This window comes from Synechococcus sp. CBW1004 (assembly GCF_015840715.1).
In the GTDB taxonomy this organism is placed as follows: Bacteria; Cyanobacteriota; Cyanobacteriia; order PCC-6307; family Cyanobiaceae; genus Cyanobium.
Genome location: NZ_CP060397.1, coordinates 2159194 through 2179478 on the forward strand (window position 1 = coordinate 2159194; position 20285 = coordinate 2179478).

The window sequence follows — 20285 nt, forward strand, 5'->3', positions numbered from 1 at the left end:
GAAACAGGCTGCAGCGCCTGCCCGGCATCGCCGATGGTGGCCGTTTCGTTCTTGTGTTGATCACATCACCTGTCGGCTCATGGCCGAGCGCTCTGGAATCACCCCATTTCTCCATCCCCAATGGGGATCGGAATCCCCATCCCATGCCGTCGCGCTGGATGGAGGGGCTGTGTCAGGGCCATCACCCTGCCGTTCCTGGCCGTCGCCTCGCGCAGGACCTGCCATTTCTCCGGTTTCAGAAGCCTGCTTTTGTGTTGCACCCTGTCGATCCGGGCTAGGATCACATCTGATTTCAAGGCCCTAGCGTCGATGAACACACTGGAATCCCAGTTGGCGTCTGAAGTCCGGACCAGGGGGTTCGCAGGACCCTTTCCGGCCTGCACGCCTGAAGAGATGCAGGAGATCCGCAGCGAAATCGAACGGGACGTCCTCGATAGTCCCTCAAAAATCTACGGTTTTCCCATCGGTAGAGATCGCCATCTTGATTGCCGTGTCATCTGGGACCTGTTCACCCTGCCGACCATTGCGTCCAGGCTGACTGAAATCCTCGGACCTGATCTTCTGGTCTGGCGCTCAGGCTTTTTCTACAAGCCTCCTGGCGCGCCCGAAACGGCCTGGCACAAGGCTGCGGTGTTCACTGATTTCACCGACCATCCCATTCTCGAGCCGCCCGACTCAACCGGCCTTTACTGTCTCACGGCCTGGATGGCCATTGACGAGGCCACCATCGAGAATGGATGTGTACAGCTTATCCCTGGCACTCAGAACATCAAGATGAAGACTTCTCAGCAGGAGGTCTCCATGCAGAGCAAAGAGGATGAGCGTGAGTTCGGAGCCAAGAAGGAGGGTTTCTTCGGCTACCAGTTCAACTACGATCTCACTGAGGAGCACATGCGTTCCGTGGTGAACATGGAGTGCAAGCCAGGCGAGTTCTTCATCTTTGATCAGCGCACAGTCCATGGCTCTCCGCCTAATAATTCCAGCAAGCGGCGCCTCGGCATCAACTTCCGCGTCATCACTCCTGATGTCAAGGCCTATGCCCATTTCCTGCCGGAAGGCAAGATCGAGCATTATGGCAATGTCTACGATCTCACAAAATGGGGCTGTGTTCAGTATACAGGAGAGGATCGTTTCGGCCTCAATAAGATTGTAGCGCCCCCAGAGAACTGATCCTGCCCTGTCACCTTTTCGGACCTGAAATGTTGCCTGGCCAACTGGGCTGTTCGGCTTGTGCCCGTTTATCAGCTTGGTGTGCACCAATCAAGTCTTTTCAGCCAGGGAGTGTGTTCCACGCGCTTCCTGGTTTTTGTATCCAGGATCAGCATCGTGATTTCACCTGCGGGCAAGCAAGTTCACGGTATGCACCTGTCTGGCGGCCCTGGTTGGGGGTGTCCGCGCAATGGTGGCCAACGCAGGTCGGTATCAGTCTGTTTCGCCTCGTGCCTGCAGGTGATCGTTCGTGGCCCTGCCCAATGTCGTCGGTGCGACTGACCATTGCCACCAATTCCATCCTCGGCTGTCCGTGCAGGCGAACCGTGAACTGCCTGTCAGTTGGGTCGGCCAGGGCAGAGCCAGTTGGATTGATGTGTCCCTTCTGGGCATCAGCTCGAAGAATCGGCCGATTGTTCGCTGTGAACCTTGCTTAGTCCGGCTGCAGTTTCATGCTCTCTTGTGACGAGTTCCGTTGCCGAGATGTTTGCTAGAGTATTCAGGAACGTTTGTCCCTTGTAGGCATGCCGCAGTCGCCAGGCCAGCACGGTTGGCTTTGCTTTGCGGTCGCCCCGGCTGGGATGGGGCATGCAGGGACGGCTTTGGCTGCGGCCAGGGCCGGCGGCGTTGGCATTCTTGACTGGGAGTGGAGCTTCTCCGATGAAGACTCCATCGCCCAGGCCATCGACCAACTCGATGCACTCCTGGCGCTTCCCCGCGAGGACGGCAGTCCGCCCAGATTTGGCGTCAGGCTTCGAGCCGGTCAGCTCCTCCCCGAACCCGTCCGGCAACGCTTTGAAGGCATTCCGCATTGGCTGATCCTCAGCCAATGGGAGAATCCCGGGGTTGATTCCCAGATTTCCTGCTCCGAGTTCTGTCATCTGCTGCTGGAGATCACCGATCCAGCGCAACTCGAGAAGGCAAGCCTCTGGCAACCCCATGGTTATGTCGCTCGAGGCCATGAATGTGGTGGTTGGTCCAGTCCAGACTCTGCATTTCTGCTGACCCAGAAACTGGTCGACCGCATCACACTGCCGCTGTTTGTTCAGGGTGGAATCGGCGTCAGGACTGCTGCGGCCTGTCGCGCCGCTGGTGCGGCCGGAGTTGTTCTTCAGGAGGAGCTCTGGCTGATGCCGGAGTCCCCTCTCGATGGGATGGCCCGTCAGTGGATGGCCTCCGTCAATGGCCAGGAGGCCCTCCTGCTCGGGGAACGACTGGGGCAGGGGTGTCGGGTGTTGTCCCGTCCTGGCCTCAGCCCCGTCGAAGCTCTTCGTGCCCAGTCCGAGGAGCTCGAGATCGCCGATCTGGATGCGTCCGAGCGTTCGTCACGCTGGCGGCGGTGTGTCGACCGTCTGGTCGGATGGCGGTCTGTGCAGGAGTGTGCCTGGCCTGTGGGTCAGAGCATCGGCCTGGCCGCCCCCTTGCTGCGGCACCACCGCACGACAGGCCGCCTCATCCGTGCTCTGCACGTTGAGACGGAACGCGCGCTGCGGATCGCCGCCGAACGTCAGCCACTCGCTGCTGGATCAGAGCTGGCGCTGTCCCACGGCACCACCTACCCCATCGTCCAGGGGCCGATGACGCGGGTCAGCGATTCGGCCGGCTTCGCTGAACAGGTGGCCCTGGCCGGTGGCCTGCCGATGCTGGCACTCGCCCTGATGCAGGGATCGGGTGTCAGGGCGCTGCTCGCCGAGACCCGTGACCGACTGCAGGGCCGTCCCTGGGGTGTCGGCGTGCTGGGCTTCGTCCCCCAGCAGCTGCGCGCCGAACAGATGGAGGTGGTCAGGGAGTTCAGGCCACCCTTCGCGCTGATCGCCGGGGGAAGGCCGGATCAGGCCCTGCAGCTTGAAGCCGAGGGCATCGCCACCTACCTCCACGTTCCGACGGCGTCTCTGCTGGAACTCTTCCTGGAGCAGGGGGCGCGCCGCTTCGTGTTCGAAGGCCGGGAATGCGGCGGTCATGTCGGCCCGCTCAGCAGCTTCGTTCTGTGGGAATCAGCCATCGCAGCCCTGCTCGAAGGCCTTCAGCCCGAGCAGGCACACGAGCTGCACATCCTGTTCGCGGGTGGCATCCATGACGCTCGCTCGGCCTCGATGGTGGCCGCCCTTGCGGCACCGCTTGTTCTGCGTGGCGTCAAGGTGGGGGTTCTGCTCGGCACCGCCTATCTGTTCACCCAGGAGTGCGTGAGCAGCGGCGCCATTGCCCAGTCCTTTCAGGATGTGGCTCTGGCCTGCACGGAAACCATCAATCTGGAGACGGGCCCCGGCCACGCAAGCCGCTGTGCGATCACCCCGTTCGCCACCGAGTTCTATGAGACGCAGCGCTCGTTGCGCCGAGAACGGCGTTCGCCGGAGGACATCAAGAACTCTCTGGAGGACCTCACACTCGGGCGCCTCAGGGTCGCATCGAAAGGAGTCGTCCGGCAGGGCGGTGAACTGCAGGCTGTGGCGGGTGAGCGACAACTGCGTGAGGGCATGTACATGCTTGGGCAGGTCGCGACCCTCCGATCGGAGGTGACGACGGTCAGCAGCCTGCATGCCGACATTTCCGGCGGCAGCAGCGAACGACTGGCCCGTGCCGCCAGATGGCTGCCTGCGGAGCTCGGGCCCGAATCCCCACCTCCCCTGGAGGACATCGCCATCATCGGGATCGGCACTCTGCTGCCTGAGGCCCAGGTTCCTGCGGGCTTCTGGCGCAACATCGTCGCCCAGAGCAGTGCCCTGAGGGAGATTCCCGCGAATCGCTGGGACTGGCGTCTTTACTACGACAGTGATCGTGACGCCCGCGACCGAATCTATTCACGTTGGGGTGGCTTCCTTGATGACGTCACCTTCGATCCCATGGATTTCGGCATTCCGCCGAGATCGATGCGTTCCATCGAGCCGATGCAGCTGCTGACCCTTGAAGTCGTGCGGCGAGCCCTCCTCGATGCGGATTGCGGCCCCGACAGCGATTTCGACCGTGAGCACACCAGCGTGATTCTCGGGGCTGGAGGCGGTGTCGGGGATCTTGGGCAGCAATATGCGGTTCGCACCGGTCTGCCACTGGTTGTCGAACAACCCGACCCACGAGCCTGGGAGCGTCTGCCGGAGTGGGACGAGGAATCCTTCCCGGGGCTTCTGCTGAACGTGGCGGCTGGTCGCGTGGCCAACCGCTTTGATCTCGGCGGATCCAATTACATCGTTGATGCCGCCTGTGCCTCATCCCTTGCGGCCCTGAGCCTGGCGGTCAAGGAACTGCAGAGCGGCAGAAGCAATCTGGCGATCGCCGGTGGTGTCGACACCGTTCAGAACCCACTGGCCTACATGTGCTTCAGCAAGACGCAGGCCCTCAGTCCAAGCGGGGTGCCGCGCCCCTTCGACAGCAATGCTGAGGGCATCACGATCGCCGAGGGCCTGGCGGTGGTGGTGTTGAAGCGCCGCCGAGATGCCGAGCGTGATGGCGATCGGATCTACGCGATCATCAAGGCTGTCGAGGGCTCGAGTGACGGCCGCGGACTGGGAATGACCGCGCCCCGATCCGAAGGTCAGCAGCGGGCCGTGCAGAGGGCCTGCGCATGGGCTCAGGTTCCGGCACAGACCCTCGGCCTCTATGAAGCGCATGGGACCGGGACGATGGCCGGCGATCGTGCCGAACTTGAAACGATCAACACGATTCTCAGCGACGCCGGGGCCGCCGCCAACGCCTGTGTCGTGGGATCGGTCAAGGCCCTCATCGGGCACACCAAGGCCACCGCAGGCATCGCCGGTGTGATCAAGGCGGCCCTGTCGCTGTATCACGCGGTGCGTCCCGGTCACGCCGCGGCGCAGTCGCCGCTGGCTCCGCTGCGGGATCCCGGCTCCCCGGTCTGCCTGTTGCCTGAGGCCAGGCCCTGGCTGGATTCAGGCCATCCGAGGCGGGCTGGTGTGAGCGCCTTCGGCTTTGGCGGCACCAACTTCCATGCCGTGCTCGAGGAGTACCGCAACACCGTGCCCGCGCCGGTCGGTGCTGACCTGTGGCCTCAGGAGCTGCTCGTCTGGCGCAGCCGCAGCATCCAGGCCCTGACCACTGCTCTGCATGCCCTCAGCCAGGCTCTGCAGGCGGGAGCCACCCCGAGGCTCTGCGACCTCGCCCACACCTGTGCCGGCCAGTTCGAGGCGGCCGCCGGTGAGGTCACCCTGGCCATCGTGGCGTCCGATCTCCCCGAGCTGCAGGCCAGCCTTGCGGCGGTTCTGGCTCATCTGGATGGCAGCTCCTCCGCCCCGCTGGCGCCCACCATTCAGTTCAACCCCCACACCCCTGCCGCGGCGCCCGGCCTTGCCTTCCTGTTCCCAGGGCAAGGCAGCCAATACCCCGGCATGGCCACCTCCCCCTCCCTGTACTTCCCGGAGTTCCGCCGGGCTCTTGTGCGCGCCGATCGGGAGTTCGAGGGGCAGTTCCCCCAACCGCTGAGCCAGTACATCTTCCCTCCCGGCGCCTATGACCAGGAGGCCTTGGCGGCCCAGAAACAACAGCTCAGCGACACCCGCGTCGCGCAGCCAGCCCTCGGCGCGATCGAACTGGGCTATCTGGCCTTCGTGCGCCGGCTGGGAATCAGCGCGTCGGCCGTCTGCGGGCACAGTTTCGGCGAGTACGCGGCGTTGCATGCCGCCGGTGTGCTGGCGCCGGATGCGTTTCTGCGGCTGTCCTCCGATCGAGGACGCATCATGGCCGCTGCGTCCTCCGCCACTCCTGGTGGGATGGCGGTGATTCAGGCTCCGCCCGAGCTGGTCCTGGAGGTCCTCGCAGGACGAGCCGACGTTGTCATCGCCAACCGCAACGCTCCAGCCCAGACCGTCATCTCCGGTGACCGTGGCCAGATCCAGGATCTGATCGAACAGTTCACGCAGCGCTCCATCCCCGCTTTCCTGCTTCCGGTTTCAGGGGCTTTCCATTCGCCCTTGATGGCCTCGGCTTCCGCCGATCTGGCTGCCGTGATCGCCGAGGCCTCTCTGGCCACGGCGCGGATTCCTGTCTTCAGCAACACGACGTGCGATCCCTACCCCGAGGACATCGAGGCGATCCGTGCGCAACTGGCTCAGCACGTCGTCTCACCCGTGAACTTCGTGGGCCAGATCGAGGCTCTTCATGCCTCAGGCATCACCGTCTTCCTGGAGCTGGGGCCCAGGAACGTCCTCGCCGACCTCACGGATCAGATCCTCTCCGGCCGACCTGCAACGGTGGTGTCACTTGATCGCCGCGCTCCGGGGCTCAGCGGCCTGTTCACCGGCCTGGCCCAGCTGCTCGTCGCCGGTGTGCCGCTCAAGCCGAGCGAGCTGCACCGTGGCCGTGCCGTCCGCAGCCTCAATCTGAACCGGCTGCTGGAGTCCACAGGCCCCCGGCCCCTGCCCGCCACGGCCTGGCTGATCGACGGAGGCAGTGCCCGGCCCCATGCCGAACCTGCCTCCGGACGCACCGGCCTTCGGCCCAAGCTGACCCTTGAGGAGACGCAGGCGGCTCGCGCCGGCACCGGCTCCGGCGCATCAGCACCGGGACCTGGCCTTCCCACCACGCCACCAGCGCTTCAGCCTCCCGGCCCCCTCGTTCCACAGGCCGGGCCCGCGGCCTCACCGCTGATTCCCGAGGAGCGACCACCATCCCCCGCTCCGATCCAGATCACCCTCACCCCTGTCACCCGCAGCACCCTGTCAGCCATGCACCCCTCGAACGGTCTCAGCCAGCCGGGCGCCTCCTCCCTGCCTCCCATCCGCAATCCAGGCGACGTCAGCGCGGTCGGCCTGCCGGCCATGTCGGGCGATGCGCGGCTGGCGGGCCTGCAGAGCCACCAGGAAACGATGCGCCAGTTCCTCGCGTCCCAGGAACGGGTGATGAGTCATTTCCTGGGTGGCACCCCAGCCGCAGTCCCCATCAGCACAGCGCCATCTGCTGTCCCGATCGCGGCTGCGGTCCCGCCGACGCGCCCTGCTCGCGCCGTCGAAGCACGTCCGAGCCCCCCCGTCTTCGCCGCGCCTGCCCCGGTTCACAGCGCTCCCAGGCCGGCCGCGCCTCCGCCCGCCGCTCCATCGGTCGAACCCGTCGTGGCTGCGGCCGCCGCCGTCCCCGTCGCCGCACCGGAGCCTGCGGCACCAGCCGCCGCCGTCAGCGCCACTGCCCCGGAGCTTGACCGCGCCAGGATCGCTCAACTCCTGCTGGAGCTCGTCAGCGACCGCACCGGCTATCCCACGGACATGCTCGGTCTCGACAAGGACATCGAAGCCGACCTCGGCATCGATTCCATCAAGCGCGTCGAGGTGCTGGGCAATCTGCGCAAGAGCCTGCCTGATGTGCTGGCCCCGGTCATGCAGGGCCAGATGGAGACGCTGTCGCGACTGAAGACCCTCGACGGCATCATCGACCGGGTGGTGGAACTCGCCCAGGAGGCCGGCTGCCTGGGAAAGCCTTCAGCGGCAGCCAGTCCATCTGACTGGCTGCCGCGTTTCCAGATGCAGGCGGTGCATGCCCCGAGAGGCCGCGAGGCGGTTCCTCTCAGGGGGGTGTGTCTGCTCACAGAGGATCAGCTCGGTGTCGCCGATCGGCTGGCCGGGAGTCTCGAAACCCGTGGTGCGACGGTCGTTCGGCTGTCTGTGAGCACGCTCGCCGAGCCCTCCATGCTGACCGCCGCTGTTGAAGCGGCGCGCCGGCAGGGGCCCATTGCAGCGGTTGTTCACCTCGCCCCCCTCCAGTTCGACGCTCCCGCCGACCTGGCGGAGTGGACCGCCCAGACACGCCTCGCCAGCGTTGCGCTGTTTCAGTTGCTCCAGCTGTGTGCGGCTGATCTCCAGGCCGTCGAGGGAGCCCGGCTGTTGTCGGTTTCCGGATTCGGGGGGCAGTTCGGCCGTTCGGCCGCTGCGACCCGATGTTCCGCTGCCGCTGGTGGCCAGACCGGTCTGCTCAAGACCCTGGCCCAGGAATGGCCGGATGTCTGCTGCCGGGTCGTGGACTGCGATCCCACGGTCCCGTCGGAGCGGCTCAGTGAGCAGCTTCTCGCTGAGTTGGAGTGTCTCCAGGGTCCCGTCGAGATCGGCCTGCAGGGGGAGGAGCGGTTGGCGTTCCAGACAGTCTCCACCCCCCTCGCAGCCCCGGTTGAAGCGGCAGCGGCCCCCCTCGTGCCCGCCGCCGACTGGGTCGTCCTGGCCACGGGCGGTCACCGCGGCATCACGGCGGAAACATTGAAATCGATCACGGTTCCGGGCATGACCCTGGTGATCGTGGGGCGCACCCCCGAGCCGGGGCCGGAAGCGGCATCCACCGCCGGCCTGAGTGATCGTTCCGATCTGCGGCGAACGCTGCTCGAGCAGGCGCGCTCCCAGGGTGACACTCCATCCCCGGTGGCGATCGAGCGCCAGCTGAACGCCCTGCTCGCAGCACGGGAGATCAGGGCCAACCTTGCCCATTTCCGCCAGACCTGCCACGTCGACTATCGCTCCCTGGACGTCACCGATGGGGCGGCACTGGATGTGCTGATCACCGATCTCCAGGCGCGCTACGGGCGTCTCGATGCCGTGATCCAGGGAGCGGGCGCCATCGCCGACAAACTTTTGGTGGACAAGAATCCCCAGGCCTTCGAGCAGGTTTTTGACACCAAGACCGTCAGTGCCTTTGTGCTGCAGAAGAGCCTGCGGTTTGAGTCCTTGAAGCTGCTGGTGTTCTTCAGCTCAGTCGCGGGTCGCTATGGAAGCCGTGGTCAGTCTGATTATGCGGCTGCCAATGAAATCCTCAATCGGCTGGCGTGGCAACTCCATTGGCAACACCCGGGTACCCGCATCGTGGCCATCAACTGGGGGCCCTGGGATTCGACGGGAATGGCTTCCGAAGAGGTCAAGCGCCAGTTCAGAGAGCGCGGGATCATCCCGATTCCTCTTCCTGAGGGCTGTGATTACTTCCGGCAGGAGCTGCTTTTGGGATCCTTCGATGCGGTTGAAGTGATCGCTGGAGAGGGGCCCTGGTCTTCGATCGACCCGGTGGGTTGCCCTGCCCAGGAGATGCCGCGTCAGCATCAGGGCGAGACGCCACTGCTGCAGGAGGCACCCTCGGTGCAGCCGGACAGCCGCATGGGTGCCGAGTGGCAGCTGGATCCCAGGCAGCCCTTTCTGGCCGATCATCGGATTGACGGAACGCCCGTTCTGGCTGCTGCCGTCGCAGCGGAAGCGCTCGCTGAGTTCGTCCACGCAGCCTGGCCGGAGTATGCCCTGCGTGGCCTGCGCGATGTTCGCGTCCTGAGCGGCGTGACCGTTCCCCCCGAGGGGGTGTCTGTGCGTCTGCTGGCGCGTGCTTCAAGCCACGCCGATCCTATGGATCTTGAAGTGCTTGCTGAAATGATCGACCCGGTGAGCAGGCGCTTCCACTACCGCTCGGTCGTGCATCTGAGTCAACGACCAGCCGCGCCCCCGGCCGACCTCTGGGAGCCCCTGACAGGGACTCGCTGCGATGCCGGGCAGGCCTATCGCGAGTTCCTGTTTCATGGTCCCTGCTATCAACGCATCGTATCCATTGATGCCATTTCTCCTGATGGCATTGATGCCATGTGCTCGGTCAGCTCGCCGGCTGCATTCCTCTCGTCCCTCCAGTCAGGAGCAGAATGGTTGCTGGATCCTGGTCTCATCGATGTCGTGCCGCAGCTCGCCATCGTCTGGGCACGAGCCCTGCATGACACCACTCCACTGCCTTCCCGTATCGGGCAGCTGACTCGGTTCCGGCCCCCTGCTTCAGAGCACCTGCTGGCACAGCTCCGCATCGATCGTTTCGATGGCAGCGGCATCAGCTACCGCGCTCGCCTCAGTGATCGGCAGGGGGTCTGTTTCGAGCTCACTGATTTCGAGGGAAGCTGCAGCCAGGCCCTGAACCGACTTGCCCAGCAACCGGTCGCCGGGCCATCGTGATTCCTGCTCCCTCGTCTCGATTCACCGCCCGGCACTGCTAGATTTCACAGAACTCTCGTCACTCCGTTCCCATGACCATCAACAACTCCCTTGTCGTCGACACCGATAGTCATATCCTCGAGCCAATTAACCTTTGGACTGATTATCTGGAAAACAAGGAGTTGTTATCCCTTGCTCCTCGCTTTTATGACGACGCTGAGGGCGTGCAGCGCTTCGTCATCGAAGGCTTCCAGCCAACCCCGCCCAAGGGCACCGGTATGGGTGGGCGCAATGTCGACAAGAAGTTCCAGGACACCGTCGCCACCCAGCGTTGGGAAGAGCAGCAGCCAGGTGGCTTCAGTCCGGAACCTCGTCTGCAGGACATGGACCGGGAAGGGGTTGATATCGCAATGCTCTACCCCACGGTGGGCCTTCGCTACACAGGCCTCAAATCCGATGAGGTCGCGGCGGCAGTCTGCCGTGCTTACAACAACTGGCTTGCCGATTACTGCAAAGCCGCTCCAGGACGCCTGATCGGCATCGGAGCGGTTCCCTTCCAGTCGCCTGAACTGGCCGTCGCCGAGATGCGTTATGTCATCGAGAAGCTTGGTTTCAAGGGCGTCTTCACTCGCCCCAATCCCCTGAGGGGGCGCAATCTCGATCACCCTGACTACGATCCGATCTGGCAGGCCGCTGAGGAGCTGGATTGTCCGATCGGCATCCATGAAGGCGGCTTCATGCCGGGAATCGTCGCTGTTGGCTACGACCGCTACGACAACATGGCTTATCGGCACATGGCCTCCCATCCCATGGAGCAGCAGTTGTCATGCATGACCCTGATTCTCGGGGGTGTCCTTGAGCGTTTCCCGAAACTCAAGATCGTGTTTCTTGAGTCGGGTGGTGGCTGGGTTCCCTATTGGATTGATCGGATGGATGAGCATCGCAAGCACATGGGCTGGATGATCCCCGATTGCAAGCTGCTCCCCAGTGACTATTTCCGTCGCCAGTGTCTGATTCAGATCCCTTCTGACGAGTCAACGACTCCGATGCTCGTTGACCTCCTTGGCGAGGACCACATTGTGTGGGGAACTGACTACCCACACTTTGACTGCAACTGGACTGGTGCCACCAACAGGTTCGCCAACAGTTCCCTCTCCCCTGTGGCGATTCAGAAGATCCTGGGGCTGAACGCTGTTCGCTTCTTCAACCTGGAGACATCCAAGGTCTCAGCTCCCCTGCAGCCCGCGTTTGTCTGACCCAGCTGTGAGGGATGCGATTTCAGCGTTCCCCCTGCGGGAGCATCCGTGATCCGGAGGATGGTGTGGCGCCAGGGTATCCCCTGCATCAGGACCATCCTTCTTCAGACCCATTCAAGCCATCGGGAGTTGACCAGCCATGGGCGTTCCTCGAACTGCTGTCATTGCCACAGTGATTGCGCTCGCCTTGTCGACCACGTTCGCCGTGTGCTGGGCCAAGGGGCCATCCCGATCCACTCGCCTCTCGCTCACTGGGCTCGCTCCCACGCGCCCAGTGCCCCCTGCTTCCCACCTGGCGTTGGCCGGATCCCAGCGTCGGCTGATCGGTCAGGGTGCGAGGGCCTTCTGGTTGTTCACTCCCTCCACGCCCTCCACCCGGTCAGCGCCTGTTGTTTTCTTCCTGCATGGCTGGATGGCCATCGATCCCTATTTCTACGGGGGTTGGATTGATCATCTGGTCAGCAATGGATCGATCGTTGTCTATCCTGTTTTCCAGGCATCCAAGGACGACACGCCTCAGTCCATGCGCCAGAACGCCATCGTGGCGTTGCAGGATGCAGTTGACACCCTCAACGCTGCAAGCAGTTCTGTTCGTCCTGACTGGAGCCGGCTTTCCATCGTTGGCCATTCCTTCGGTGGTGGGCTCTCGACTCTGGTTGCAGCGTCGTCCCAGGCTGCCGGTCTGCCTGTCCCGAGACTGGTGCTGGCACTGGCCCCAGGCTGGCGAGGCGGCTCCTTGCCAGGGGGTGATCTGGCACGATTCCCTGCTTCAACGTATCTGCTGCTCGTCGAGGGTACCGAAGATGAACTGGCAGGCAGCCGTCAGACCTCAGTCATTTACAGCTCCACCTCCAGCCTGGCAGCCAGGAACAAGCAGCTTCTTGTTTTGAGGACAGCGAATAATGTTCCCATCAACCATAGTTCACCGCTCTCACCCCTTGAGGCCTATCGCAACCCTGCTCTCAGCCCGAGTGAGGTGCGACGCCAGCGTTTTGCCACCTTCCTTTTCAACCGGATGCTTGGCCAGGATTCAGGAAAGATTGATTTTGTGGATTACAACGGCTATTGGAGTCTGCTCGACAATGCCAATCAGGCGCTTGACCGCAGCCAATCCCCCTTCCTGGCCATCTCGGAGACCTTCCGAAACGTGAGCGGCGATGGCACGCTGATCAATCCTCGTCGAGGCATCGTCGCTCCCTGAGGCCATGCATATGCCTGCTGACTGCCACTCCCTTGACATCGATACTCCGTGAGCGAAGGCCCTCTTTCCCATCTGAGAATCCTCGACTGCAGCACTGGTATTGCAGGCCCCTACTGCACGCGCCTTTTCGCTGGATTCGGTGCCCTGACGCTCAAGATCGAGCCGCCCTGCTCCGGAGATCCCCAGCGCCAGCGGGGGCCTTTTTATCACAACCAGCCTGGACTTGAGCGGAGTCTTTCATTCCATTGGCTCAACGCTGGCAAACGCAGCATCACACTTGACCTTGAGCACCCTCAGGCGCCTGAACTGCTTCATGCGCTGGTTGCCGATGTCGACATCCTCGTCGAGTCATTCCTGCCAGGGACATTGCAGAGACTGGGCTTTGATTACAAGTCTCTTGCCAGTATCAATCCTCGATTGATCCTTGTTTCCATCTCCGACTTTGGTCAGTCTGGTCCTCGTCGTCATTGGAAAGCCACCGATATCGTTCACTACGCCATGAGTGGCGCCATGTCACTGACAGGCGACCCTGATCGGCCGCCTCTCAACAGTGGTCCAGCGATTGCCGCTTACACAGCCGGTCTGCACGCCTATCTCGCAGCACTACTGGCTCTGCAGCGCCGTCATGAGGATGGCATTGGAGATTGGGTGGATGTCTCCATCCAGGAAAGTTCCCTGGAGAATGTAGAGATCAAACTTGCTGAGGCACTGTTGGCGGCCCATCAGGCGCAGCGAAATGCCGATAACCATGCAATGACTCCCTGGCAGTGTTATCCCACGGCTGATGGCATCGCAGCCATCATCGGCGGGCCCCTGCGCAACTGGGCTGGTGCCGCGGAAGCCTTCGACGACCAGGCATTGGTCGAACCGCCCTTCGACACGATCGTTGGTCGCAATACCAATCGCGAGAAGGTTCATGATCGCGTCAGAGCTGCTCTGAAATCGCGCACGAAACGGGAGATTTACCATCGCGGTCAGGCTGCTGGTCTCGCCTTTGGTTATCTGGCAAGCCTTGCTGAGGTCCTGGAGTGGCCCCAGCACATCGCCCGTCGTTTTCTGCAGCCCACGGATCCCCATCCGGTTGTCGGGAGCCTGCTGTCAATGACGGCCCCCTTTCATCCGAGCACAACCTCCTGGAGAACGGGGCGGGCCCCATTGCTTGGTGAACACAATGAGGCGATTTACGCTGAGCTTGGCTATTCACGCGAAGCCCTCGTCTCGCTCGCCGACTCAGGCATCATCTGATTCCTCCCTTGGCCGTTTCGTCCGTGACACGCCTTCCTCTCGATTCCATCAGGGTCATTGATCTTGGGCACGAATGGTCTTGCCCCCACGCTGCGCGCTTCCTGGCTGACTACGGCGCAGAAGTGATCAAAATCGAGTACACCAAGCGCCTTGATTTCTTGAGAGGTGGCATCACAAGGAATCGTGCTTACGACGGTAAGCTTCCATTCTGGCAGGTTCATCGCAACAAGAAGTCGCTGACTCTCGATCTTCGAGATGTCTTGGAAAGGGACATTTTCGAGAGGCTGGTCTGCGAGAGTGACATTGTTCTTGAAAACTCTCGGCCTGGAGTCATGGACAGGTTGGGGCTTGGATATCAACGCCTTCGTGAGCTCAAGCCTGACATCATCATGGTGTCCATGTCGGCTTTCGGCAGCACAGGGCCCGAATCCCAACATCGAGGCTATGGCGGCACGATTGAAGCGATGGCTGGAATTCAATCACTCACGGCTTATCAGCCGGACAGCCCACCCCGTCGTATTCGTGAGATGGATGTCACCAATGGAATCATGGGGGCCGCTGCTGCACTCACCGCACTGATCGCTCGTCAGCATCATGGAGTTGGTGAATGGATCGATCTATCTGAAGCCGAGTCTGCCAGTCATGCGCTGCTTGGTGAGCATATGCTTGCCTGCACCACGAATGGTTCAAATAGTCAACCGATCGGAAATCGGCATCCCGAGTTTGCCCCCCAGGGGTGCTACCCCTGTCTTGAAGATGATTCGTGGCTGGTTCTCACAGTCCAGAACGACTCAGAATGGGCGTCCCTCTGTGTGCTTCTCGAGCGGCCTGACCTTGCTGCAGATGAGCGCCTGTCGACGGCCTCAGGGCGTCATCAGCACCATGATGAGATCGATGCTGAGATCAGTTCCTGGTCACGTTCCCGCCAATCCCTTGAGGCCTGCGAGCAACTTCAGGCAGCTGGAATCGCGGCAGGACCTGTGATGTCGATGCAGGATCTGACCACGGATCAGCATTTGCTCGAGCGATCCTATTTTCTGACTCCCGAGCAGGGCGACCGCCACAGTCGCTATCCCGGTTTTCCATTCAGGATGACCAGAAGCAGCGGCAGACTCACCAGCCGCGGTCCCGCCCTTGGGGCCCATAATCATGAGATCGTCTGTGACCTGCTTGGACTCCCGGAGCAGCGAGTCCCTCAGATCGATGAATCAAAGCTGGGAACCAGCCTGGATCCTCTTGGTGATCTGTCGCAGGGATGAGTGGAGCGATCTCTGACTCGCCGCAGGGACTGCTCTAACAGGAGCGTTCAGATTACAGGCTTGCGGGCTGAAACGAGCACGTAGTGCTGTGTGTATTCAATTCGCTGGTAGTAAACCTCCAGCCTCGACCTGAGCTCTTCTGTTGAGATCTGACGCTGCAGCAGCCGCTCGTGTCCGAATCGGATGGCTTGCCGGAAGTGGCCATGCCAGCATTGTTCAGTCGCATCCTTGATGGTCACGGACTGGAAGCCAATCTCTTCCAGCATCTGCTGGTATTCATGGATGCCTTCAAGGTGGTTCTCGGCCACTGTTCGCTGGTGATAGTCCGTCACATTGCTGGTGCGGAGAATGTCACTAAGCACCAGGTGACCTCCCGGCCGCAGGACCCTGAGCGCCTCTTCGAGGAAGCGTCGTCGCGTGTTGAAGTGGAAGGCTGCCTCGACACAGATCACGGCGTCAAAGTGTTCGCCTTCAAACCCCATCTCCACGGCATCCATGTGCAGAAACGTAGCCTCGGGGAGATTGGCCCTGCAGCTCTCCAGTTGTTTGTCTGAAATGTTGATGCCCGTGATATTTCGGGGCTCGTAATACCTGCTCAGATATTTTGAGGTTTCACCTTTCCCGCATGCCACATCCAGGATCAGCCCCTGTTTTGATGGGATAGTGTCCAATAGCTCCTCCATCAGTCGGTCGCCGGCGTCCTTGCCGTTGTCCGTGCCGGCCTCCCAGTAGCCATAGTTGACATAATCACTGCCGCGATAGAAATCGAGGGCCGTCTTTTCATACATCGTCTCGTCATAACGCCTGTTGATCGTCGCCTCCAGTGGCGAACAGTCTGCAGGCACCTGCTGCGCGCCTTCCATGGCGGTGTTTGCTCTTGAGTCTCCACACTTTACCTTCGCTTTCGCTGGCAGACCCCTTCTTCCAGCTGTGGGGCCCGGAAGGATGCCTTCCCGCTGCCACCGGTGTTCCGCTGCGCCTCACCTTTCCTGCGCCTGAGCTTGCCTCCCTCTGCTCCGAGTCGTGGTTGTAGCGGGCAAGTTCGCTGCCGGTTTCTGTTTGGTGGCGGCTTTTGCCCACGGTTTGCCCGCAGTCAACGGCGATGCCTGGGAATGTTTTCCGCTGAGATCAAGGCTGCTATGAAGGCACTCTTGATCACTGCAATCGTTTCGCCACATGTATTTGACAAAAAGATCGATTTATGATTTTATGGCGGTTCGCTAAGCAGTGGGGCCAAGGCCATCGAAGCGATCAACACCCGCGAGGCCCTGATTGAGCTGATCCAGGCGCTCATGGAAGAGCAGGGGTATGACGTCGATGATCCGATCGGCCCCGAGACTTCCCTTGTCCAAGACCTGGGCTTTTCGTCGCTTGACTTTGTTCAGTTGATTGTTGACATTGAGGCGAAGTGGGCCAGGAAACTCGGATTCCAGGATTTACTGCTGAAAAATGGCGTCTATGTCAAGGACGTCTCCGTCTCCGAGATTGAGTCATTCCTTGCTGCGCAGTTGTCGTCGGTGGACGCTCCCTCTGCGCCTCCGGGCCCGGTTTCCGCGACTTCAGGGCACTCCGCAGTGCGCCAGGCTGCGATTCCCGGTGATGCCATTCCGCCGATCACCGCCGAGTCGGTGGTTGCCTTCCGTCAGTCGATCCGGCCGCGTCAGCTGCCGGCGGGTTCGTCATCAACGCCGAAGAATCCCAGGGCGGTGTTTGTCCTCTCGCCTCCCCGTTCGGGGACCACCCTGTTTCGTGTGATCCTGGCGGGTCACCCCAGATTGTTCGCTCCGCCTGAGCTCTATCTGCTCATGTACGACGATCTGCAGCAGCGTCGTCTCGAGCTCGCAGGCGATGCCAACAGCCATCTGCTCGAGGGGACCATGCGTGCCCTGGTTGAGCTTGAGGCCTGCTCGGCCGACGAGGCGGAAGCCAGGATGGCGGCCTGGGAGCAGCAGTCGCTGCCGACCCGCGACTTCTACGGCTATCTCCAATCGCGTCTTGGCGATCGGCTGTTGGTGGACAAGACGCCCCTTTATCCGCTGGATCCCAGCATCCTGGCGCGTGCGGAGCTGGATTTCGAAGAGCCTCTGTACATCCATCTCGTGCGCCATCCGTATGGCATGATCCGTTCCTATGAGGAATCACAGTTAGACCGTTTTGCGCCAGTTCTCTATGAGAACTCATTCCACCGGAGGCAGCTTGCCGAGCTCACCTGGTATGTGAGTCACCGCAACATTCTGGATTTCAAGGCTTCCGTTCCTGATGGCCGATGGTTGCAACTCGGCTTTGAATCTCTGGTCACCCAGCCTGAGCATGAGATCTCGCGGCTTTGCCAGTTCCTTGGCCTCGATCTGGATCCAGCCATGCTCCAGCCCTACAGCCAGCCGGAGCGACGCATGCTCTCCGGCGCCAAGCAGTTGACGCGCATGCCTGGCGATCTCAAGTTCCACCTGCACAAGGGCATTGATCCCGAGGCTGCCACACGTTGGCAGCAGTTCCTGCCTTCCGATTTCCTCGGCGATCTCACCTGGGACCTCGCTGAGCAGTTCGGCTACGAGAGGCAGCAGGTGCGGCAACTGCTGGAGGCTCAGGGCCTGCTCCGCTGAGCTCGATCCCTGCCTGCCAGCTGGCCGGCCAAGCCCGATGCGAGCGACCCGCGGACCTTTCGTCTCAGAAGGGCTTGCGTCACCCACGAGCCCCAGGCAGCTGCAGCCCTGCAGTCGCCTCCGCAGGCGGCCTCAGCTCCTAGGGTCAGCCCGATCTGCCTGAATGCCGGGGATGAGGCTGCTGCTGCTGGGTTGCACCGGGTTCGTGGGTCGGGATCTCGTGCCCTATCTGCTGGAGCTTGGGCACCACGTCACTCTGGTCAGCCGTCGTGATCTTCCCTTCCCTGGCCCGCTGGCCGATCGGTTGGTCTGTCTGAAGCTGGATCCTTCCGATCCCGCCAGCTGGCGTCAGGACTCGCTGCGTCAGGCTCTTGCCGCGGCAGATGGTGTCGTCAACCTGGCTGGTGAGCCCATCGCCGAAAAGCGCTGGACACCCGCCCACCAGCGGTTGCTGATGGACAGCAGGGTTCGCACCACCGAGTCTCTGGTCACCGCGATGGCCTCCCTCGCGGTACCGCCCAAGGTGCTGATCCAGGCCTCGGCCGTCGGCTACTACGGCACCAGCGGCGAGGCGGTCTTCCGCGAGGACAGCCCCGCCGGCGATGATTACCTCGCTCGGATCTGTCAGCGCTGGGAGGCGGCCGCCGCCAAGGTGCCGTCCGGGGTGCGGCTGGTGACGCTGCGGATCGGCATCGTGCTCGGCCCCGATGGGGGCGCTCTCGGCAAGATGCTGCCTGTGTTCCGGCTCGGCTTCGGCGGTCCGGTCGGGAATGGCCAGCAGTGGATGAGCTGGATTCATCGCCACGACCTGGTGCGGCTGATCGCCACCGCCCTGGAGGATCCCGCCTATAGCGGCACCTACAACGCCGTGGCGCCCCAGCCCAGCCGCATGGGGGACTTCGCGGCCGAACTGGGCCGCGTGCTGGGTCGCCCGAGCCTGCTGCCGGTGCCCGGGCCGCTGCTGCAACTCCTGCTCGGTGACGGGGCCCAGGTGGTGCTCCAGGGGCAGCAGGTGCTGCCGGCACGCCTGCAGGCCCAGGGTTTCCCGTTCCGCTATCCCGATCTCAACGCTGCCCTCGTCGCCGCCACCAGCCCAGGGCCCCGCTGAGCAACGCCGCGGCCATCAGCAGGCCGATCGCGGGGGTGAACAGAGGTTCCCACAACCGCTGAAACAGTTGCAGCGGCACCTCCACCCCCTGGGCGTGCAGCACCACCGCTGTCCCAAACCAGAGGGCGGCGCCGATGACCAGAAACACGTCCAGCACCAGCAGGCGGTCGAGCCACTGCTGCAGGCGTTCCAGCAGTGAGGGTTGCCCGGCTGCCGTCCCGGCTCCCGATCCGCTGCGTGCCTCAACGGGCAGGCTGCTGGGCCGCGGATCGAGCGGCCGGGCCCGGGGGGCTGGTGGAGAGCTCATCAGACGCCGGGGGGAAGCGAGGAGAGGACCTCCATGATCGCCGCTGCCATGCGCTGGCTGCCGCCGGGCGGACCGATCCGTTGCTGGCCGATCTCGGTGAGTTCCGCCCGCCAGGCCGGGCCCTGCTCCCTGTCCGCCAGGCGATCCAAGGCACGGGCCATCAGGTCGGCGCTGGCCTGCAGATGGTCATGGCCCTCGCCGTGCGCACAGAGCAACCCCGGACCGAGAAGACGCCGCTGCGCCTCTGCGAAGCCCGCGGTGAACTGGGGCCCCTCCCCTTCCACCTGCAGCACGGGCTTGCCCAGGCCTACGGCCTGTTCCGCCGCCGTTCCGGTCATCGACACCACCAGATCACTGCCTCGCAGCACGGCCGGGAACCGCCCCCAGTGCAGTTGCAGCCGCTGCTCTCCGCGGATCAGCACCTGGGGGGCCAGGCCATCGGCGACGCCCCGGCCGGGCTGCAGCCGCCAGCCCTGCGGAGCGGCGAGGCGCCCGAGGCGCTCGGCGTCGAGGCTGCTCACCAGGGCTGCCCGCAGGGCAAGCCGCCGGGGCTGCTGCAGCCGTTCCGGCAGGCGACCGAGCAGACCCAGCAGCCGTTCGAAGTTCCGCAGGGCCTCCGGCAGGCGGCTGCCGGGGAGCACGGCCAGGCTCTGCTGCGCGTCGTTCGGGATGGGTGCATCCTCGCTGGCGACCAGGTCGAGAAAGGGATTGCCGAGAAAGTGCACCGGCCGCGCCAGCTGGGTGCTCAGGTCGTCGGCTGTGAGGGGGTCGCGGCTCCAGATGCCCAGCATGCGGCGGCGGCGCAGCAGCCAGCCGCAGGGCCAGGGCAGCCGCAGCCGCCCTTCGTAATGGCTGGAGTAGGCCACCAGATAGACGACAGCCGGCCTGCGGCAGAGCCAGGCCACCAGCACCGGCAGCAGGTCGCCGACCGCCACGATCAGGCGGTCGCGGCGACCGCGCAGGTTGCCGAGCCGCCTCACCAGGTCGACGTACTGCCCCTCCCGCAGTTCGGTGAGACGCCCGCCCAGGCTGGTGTAGCCGAGTCCGCCGGTGCTGAAATCCCGGGTGGGACCCAGCACCGGGATCCCCGCCTGGCGGTAGGCGTGGCCATGACCCACCAGGGGAAGGGCCTCCACCGTCACACCCCGCTGCCGCAGTTCACGGGCCAGCAGCGCACCACTGAGGTCTTCGCCGTGGCCGTTGCTCAGCAGCAGCACAGGG

Annotated in this window: 12 protein-coding genes; 8 read left to right on the forward strand and 4 right to left on the reverse strand. The window is 63.1% G+C overall.

Annotation, left to right across the window (positions count from 1 at the left end):
• Positions 1 to 309: 309 nt before the first annotated feature.
• On the forward strand, positions 310 to 1170 hold the full coding sequence (locus H8F25_RS10290; protein WP_197210341.1) for a phytanoyl-CoA dioxygenase family protein: 861 nt from the start codon (positions 310 to 312) through the stop codon (positions 1168 to 1170).
• 431 nt (positions 1171 to 1601) lie between these two features.
• Here H8F25_RS10290 and H8F25_RS10295 read toward each other — a convergent pair whose 3' ends face one another.
• On the reverse strand, positions 1602 to 2171 hold the full coding sequence (locus tag H8F25_RS10295; RefSeq protein WP_197210342.1) for a hypothetical protein: 570 nt from the start codon (positions 2169 to 2171) through the stop codon (positions 1602 to 1604).
• Between the two features lie 168 nt (positions 2172 to 2339).
• Here H8F25_RS10295 and H8F25_RS10300 point away from each other — a divergent pair, with 168 nt between their 5' ends.
• The 5 genes from H8F25_RS10300 (at position 2340) to H8F25_RS10320 (ending at position 15046) form a co-directional block, all read left to right on the forward strand.
• Positions 2340 to 10106 carry a type I polyketide synthase gene (locus tag H8F25_RS10300; RefSeq protein WP_197210343.1) on the forward strand — a complete coding sequence of 2589 codons (7767 nt, stop codon included), beginning with the start codon at positions 2340 to 2342 and terminating at the stop codon, positions 10104 to 10106.
• A 71-nt stretch (positions 10107 to 10177) separates the two neighbouring features.
• Positions 10178 to 11341 (forward strand): amidohydrolase family protein, encoded by a 1164-nt coding sequence (locus H8F25_RS10305; protein WP_197210344.1) that lies wholly within the window; start codon positions 10178 to 10180, stop codon positions 11339 to 11341.
• A 139-nt stretch (positions 11342 to 11480) separates the two neighbouring features.
• A complete protein-coding gene (locus H8F25_RS10310) occupies positions 11481 to 12542 on the forward strand; it encodes a hypothetical protein (protein ID WP_370525720.1) in 1062 nt (353 codons plus the stop codon).
• A gap of 48 nt (positions 12543 to 12590) precedes the next feature.
• Entirely contained in the window at positions 12591 to 13787 is a 1197-nt protein-coding gene (locus tag H8F25_RS10315) for a CaiB/BaiF CoA-transferase family protein (RefSeq protein WP_197210346.1), read from the forward strand.
• A gap of 8 nt (positions 13788 to 13795) precedes the next feature.
• Positions 13796 to 15046 (forward strand): CaiB/BaiF CoA-transferase family protein, encoded by a 1251-nt coding sequence (locus H8F25_RS10320; RefSeq protein ID WP_231596759.1) that lies wholly within the window; start codon positions 13796 to 13798, stop codon positions 15044 to 15046.
• A 47-nt stretch (positions 15047 to 15093) separates the two neighbouring features.
• Here H8F25_RS10320 and H8F25_RS10325 read toward each other — a convergent pair whose 3' ends face one another.
• On the reverse strand, positions 15094 to 15909 hold the full coding sequence (locus H8F25_RS10325) for a class I SAM-dependent methyltransferase (RefSeq protein WP_197210348.1): 816 nt from the start codon (positions 15907 to 15909) through the stop codon (positions 15094 to 15096).
• A 429-nt stretch (positions 15910 to 16338) separates the two neighbouring features.
• Between H8F25_RS10325 and H8F25_RS10330 the strand changes: the two genes are divergently transcribed.
• Positions 16339 to 17649: a sulfotransferase gene (locus H8F25_RS10330; protein WP_197210349.1), complete on the forward strand. Its 1311-nt coding sequence runs from the start codon at positions 16339 to 16341 to the stop codon at positions 17647 to 17649.
• A 172-nt stretch (positions 17650 to 17821) separates the two neighbouring features.
• On the forward strand, positions 17822 to 18757 hold the full coding sequence (locus H8F25_RS10335; RefSeq protein ID WP_197210350.1) for a TIGR01777 family oxidoreductase: 936 nt from the start codon (positions 17822 to 17824) through the stop codon (positions 18755 to 18757).
• On the opposite strand, the gene H8F25_RS10340 is transcribed toward H8F25_RS10335, so the two are convergent.
• Both H8F25_RS10340 and H8F25_RS10345 read right to left on the reverse strand, forming a co-directional pair.
• Positions 18714 to 18950 (reverse strand): hypothetical protein, encoded by a 237-nt coding sequence (locus tag H8F25_RS10340; RefSeq protein WP_197213716.1) that lies wholly within the window; start codon positions 18948 to 18950, stop codon positions 18714 to 18716. The genes H8F25_RS10335 and H8F25_RS10340 overlap by 44 nt on opposite strands.
• Positions 18951 to 19063: 113 nt before the next feature.
• A complete protein-coding gene (locus H8F25_RS10345; RefSeq protein ID WP_370525883.1) occupies positions 19064 to 20281 on the reverse strand; it encodes a lipid-A-disaccharide synthase-related protein in 1218 nt (405 codons plus the stop codon).
• Positions 20282 to 20285 lie beyond the last annotated feature (4 nt).

Excerpts from the sequence above, each read along its gene's own strand:
- H8F25_RS10290 (WP_197210341.1), top strand. The coding sequence starts at position 310 with ATGAACACACTGGAATCCCAGTTGGCGTCTGAAGTCCGGACCAGGGGG.
- H8F25_RS10295 (WP_197210342.1), bottom strand. The coding sequence starts at position 2,171 with ATGGCCTCGAGCGACATAACCATGGGGTTGCCAGAGGCTTGCCTTCTC.
- H8F25_RS10300 (WP_197210343.1), top strand. The coding sequence starts at position 2,340 with ATGCCGGAGTCCCCTCTCGATGGGATGGCCCGTCAGTGGATGGCCTCC.
- H8F25_RS10305 (WP_197210344.1), top strand. The coding sequence starts at position 10,178 with ATGACCATCAACAACTCCCTTGTCGTCGACACCGATAGTCATATCCTC.
- H8F25_RS10310 (WP_370525720.1), top strand. The coding sequence starts at position 11,481 with ATGGGCGTTCCTCGAACTGCTGTCATTGCCACAGTGATTGCGCTCGCC.
- H8F25_RS10325 (WP_197210348.1), bottom strand. The coding sequence starts at position 15,909 with ATGGAAGGCGCGCAGCAGGTGCCTGCAGACTGTTCGCCACTGGAGGCG.
- H8F25_RS10330 (WP_197210349.1), top strand. The coding sequence starts at position 16,339 with ATGGAAGAGCAGGGGTATGACGTCGATGATCCGATCGGCCCCGAGACT.
- H8F25_RS10335 (WP_197210350.1), top strand. The coding sequence starts at position 17,822 with ATGAGGCTGCTGCTGCTGGGTTGCACCGGGTTCGTGGGTCGGGATCTC.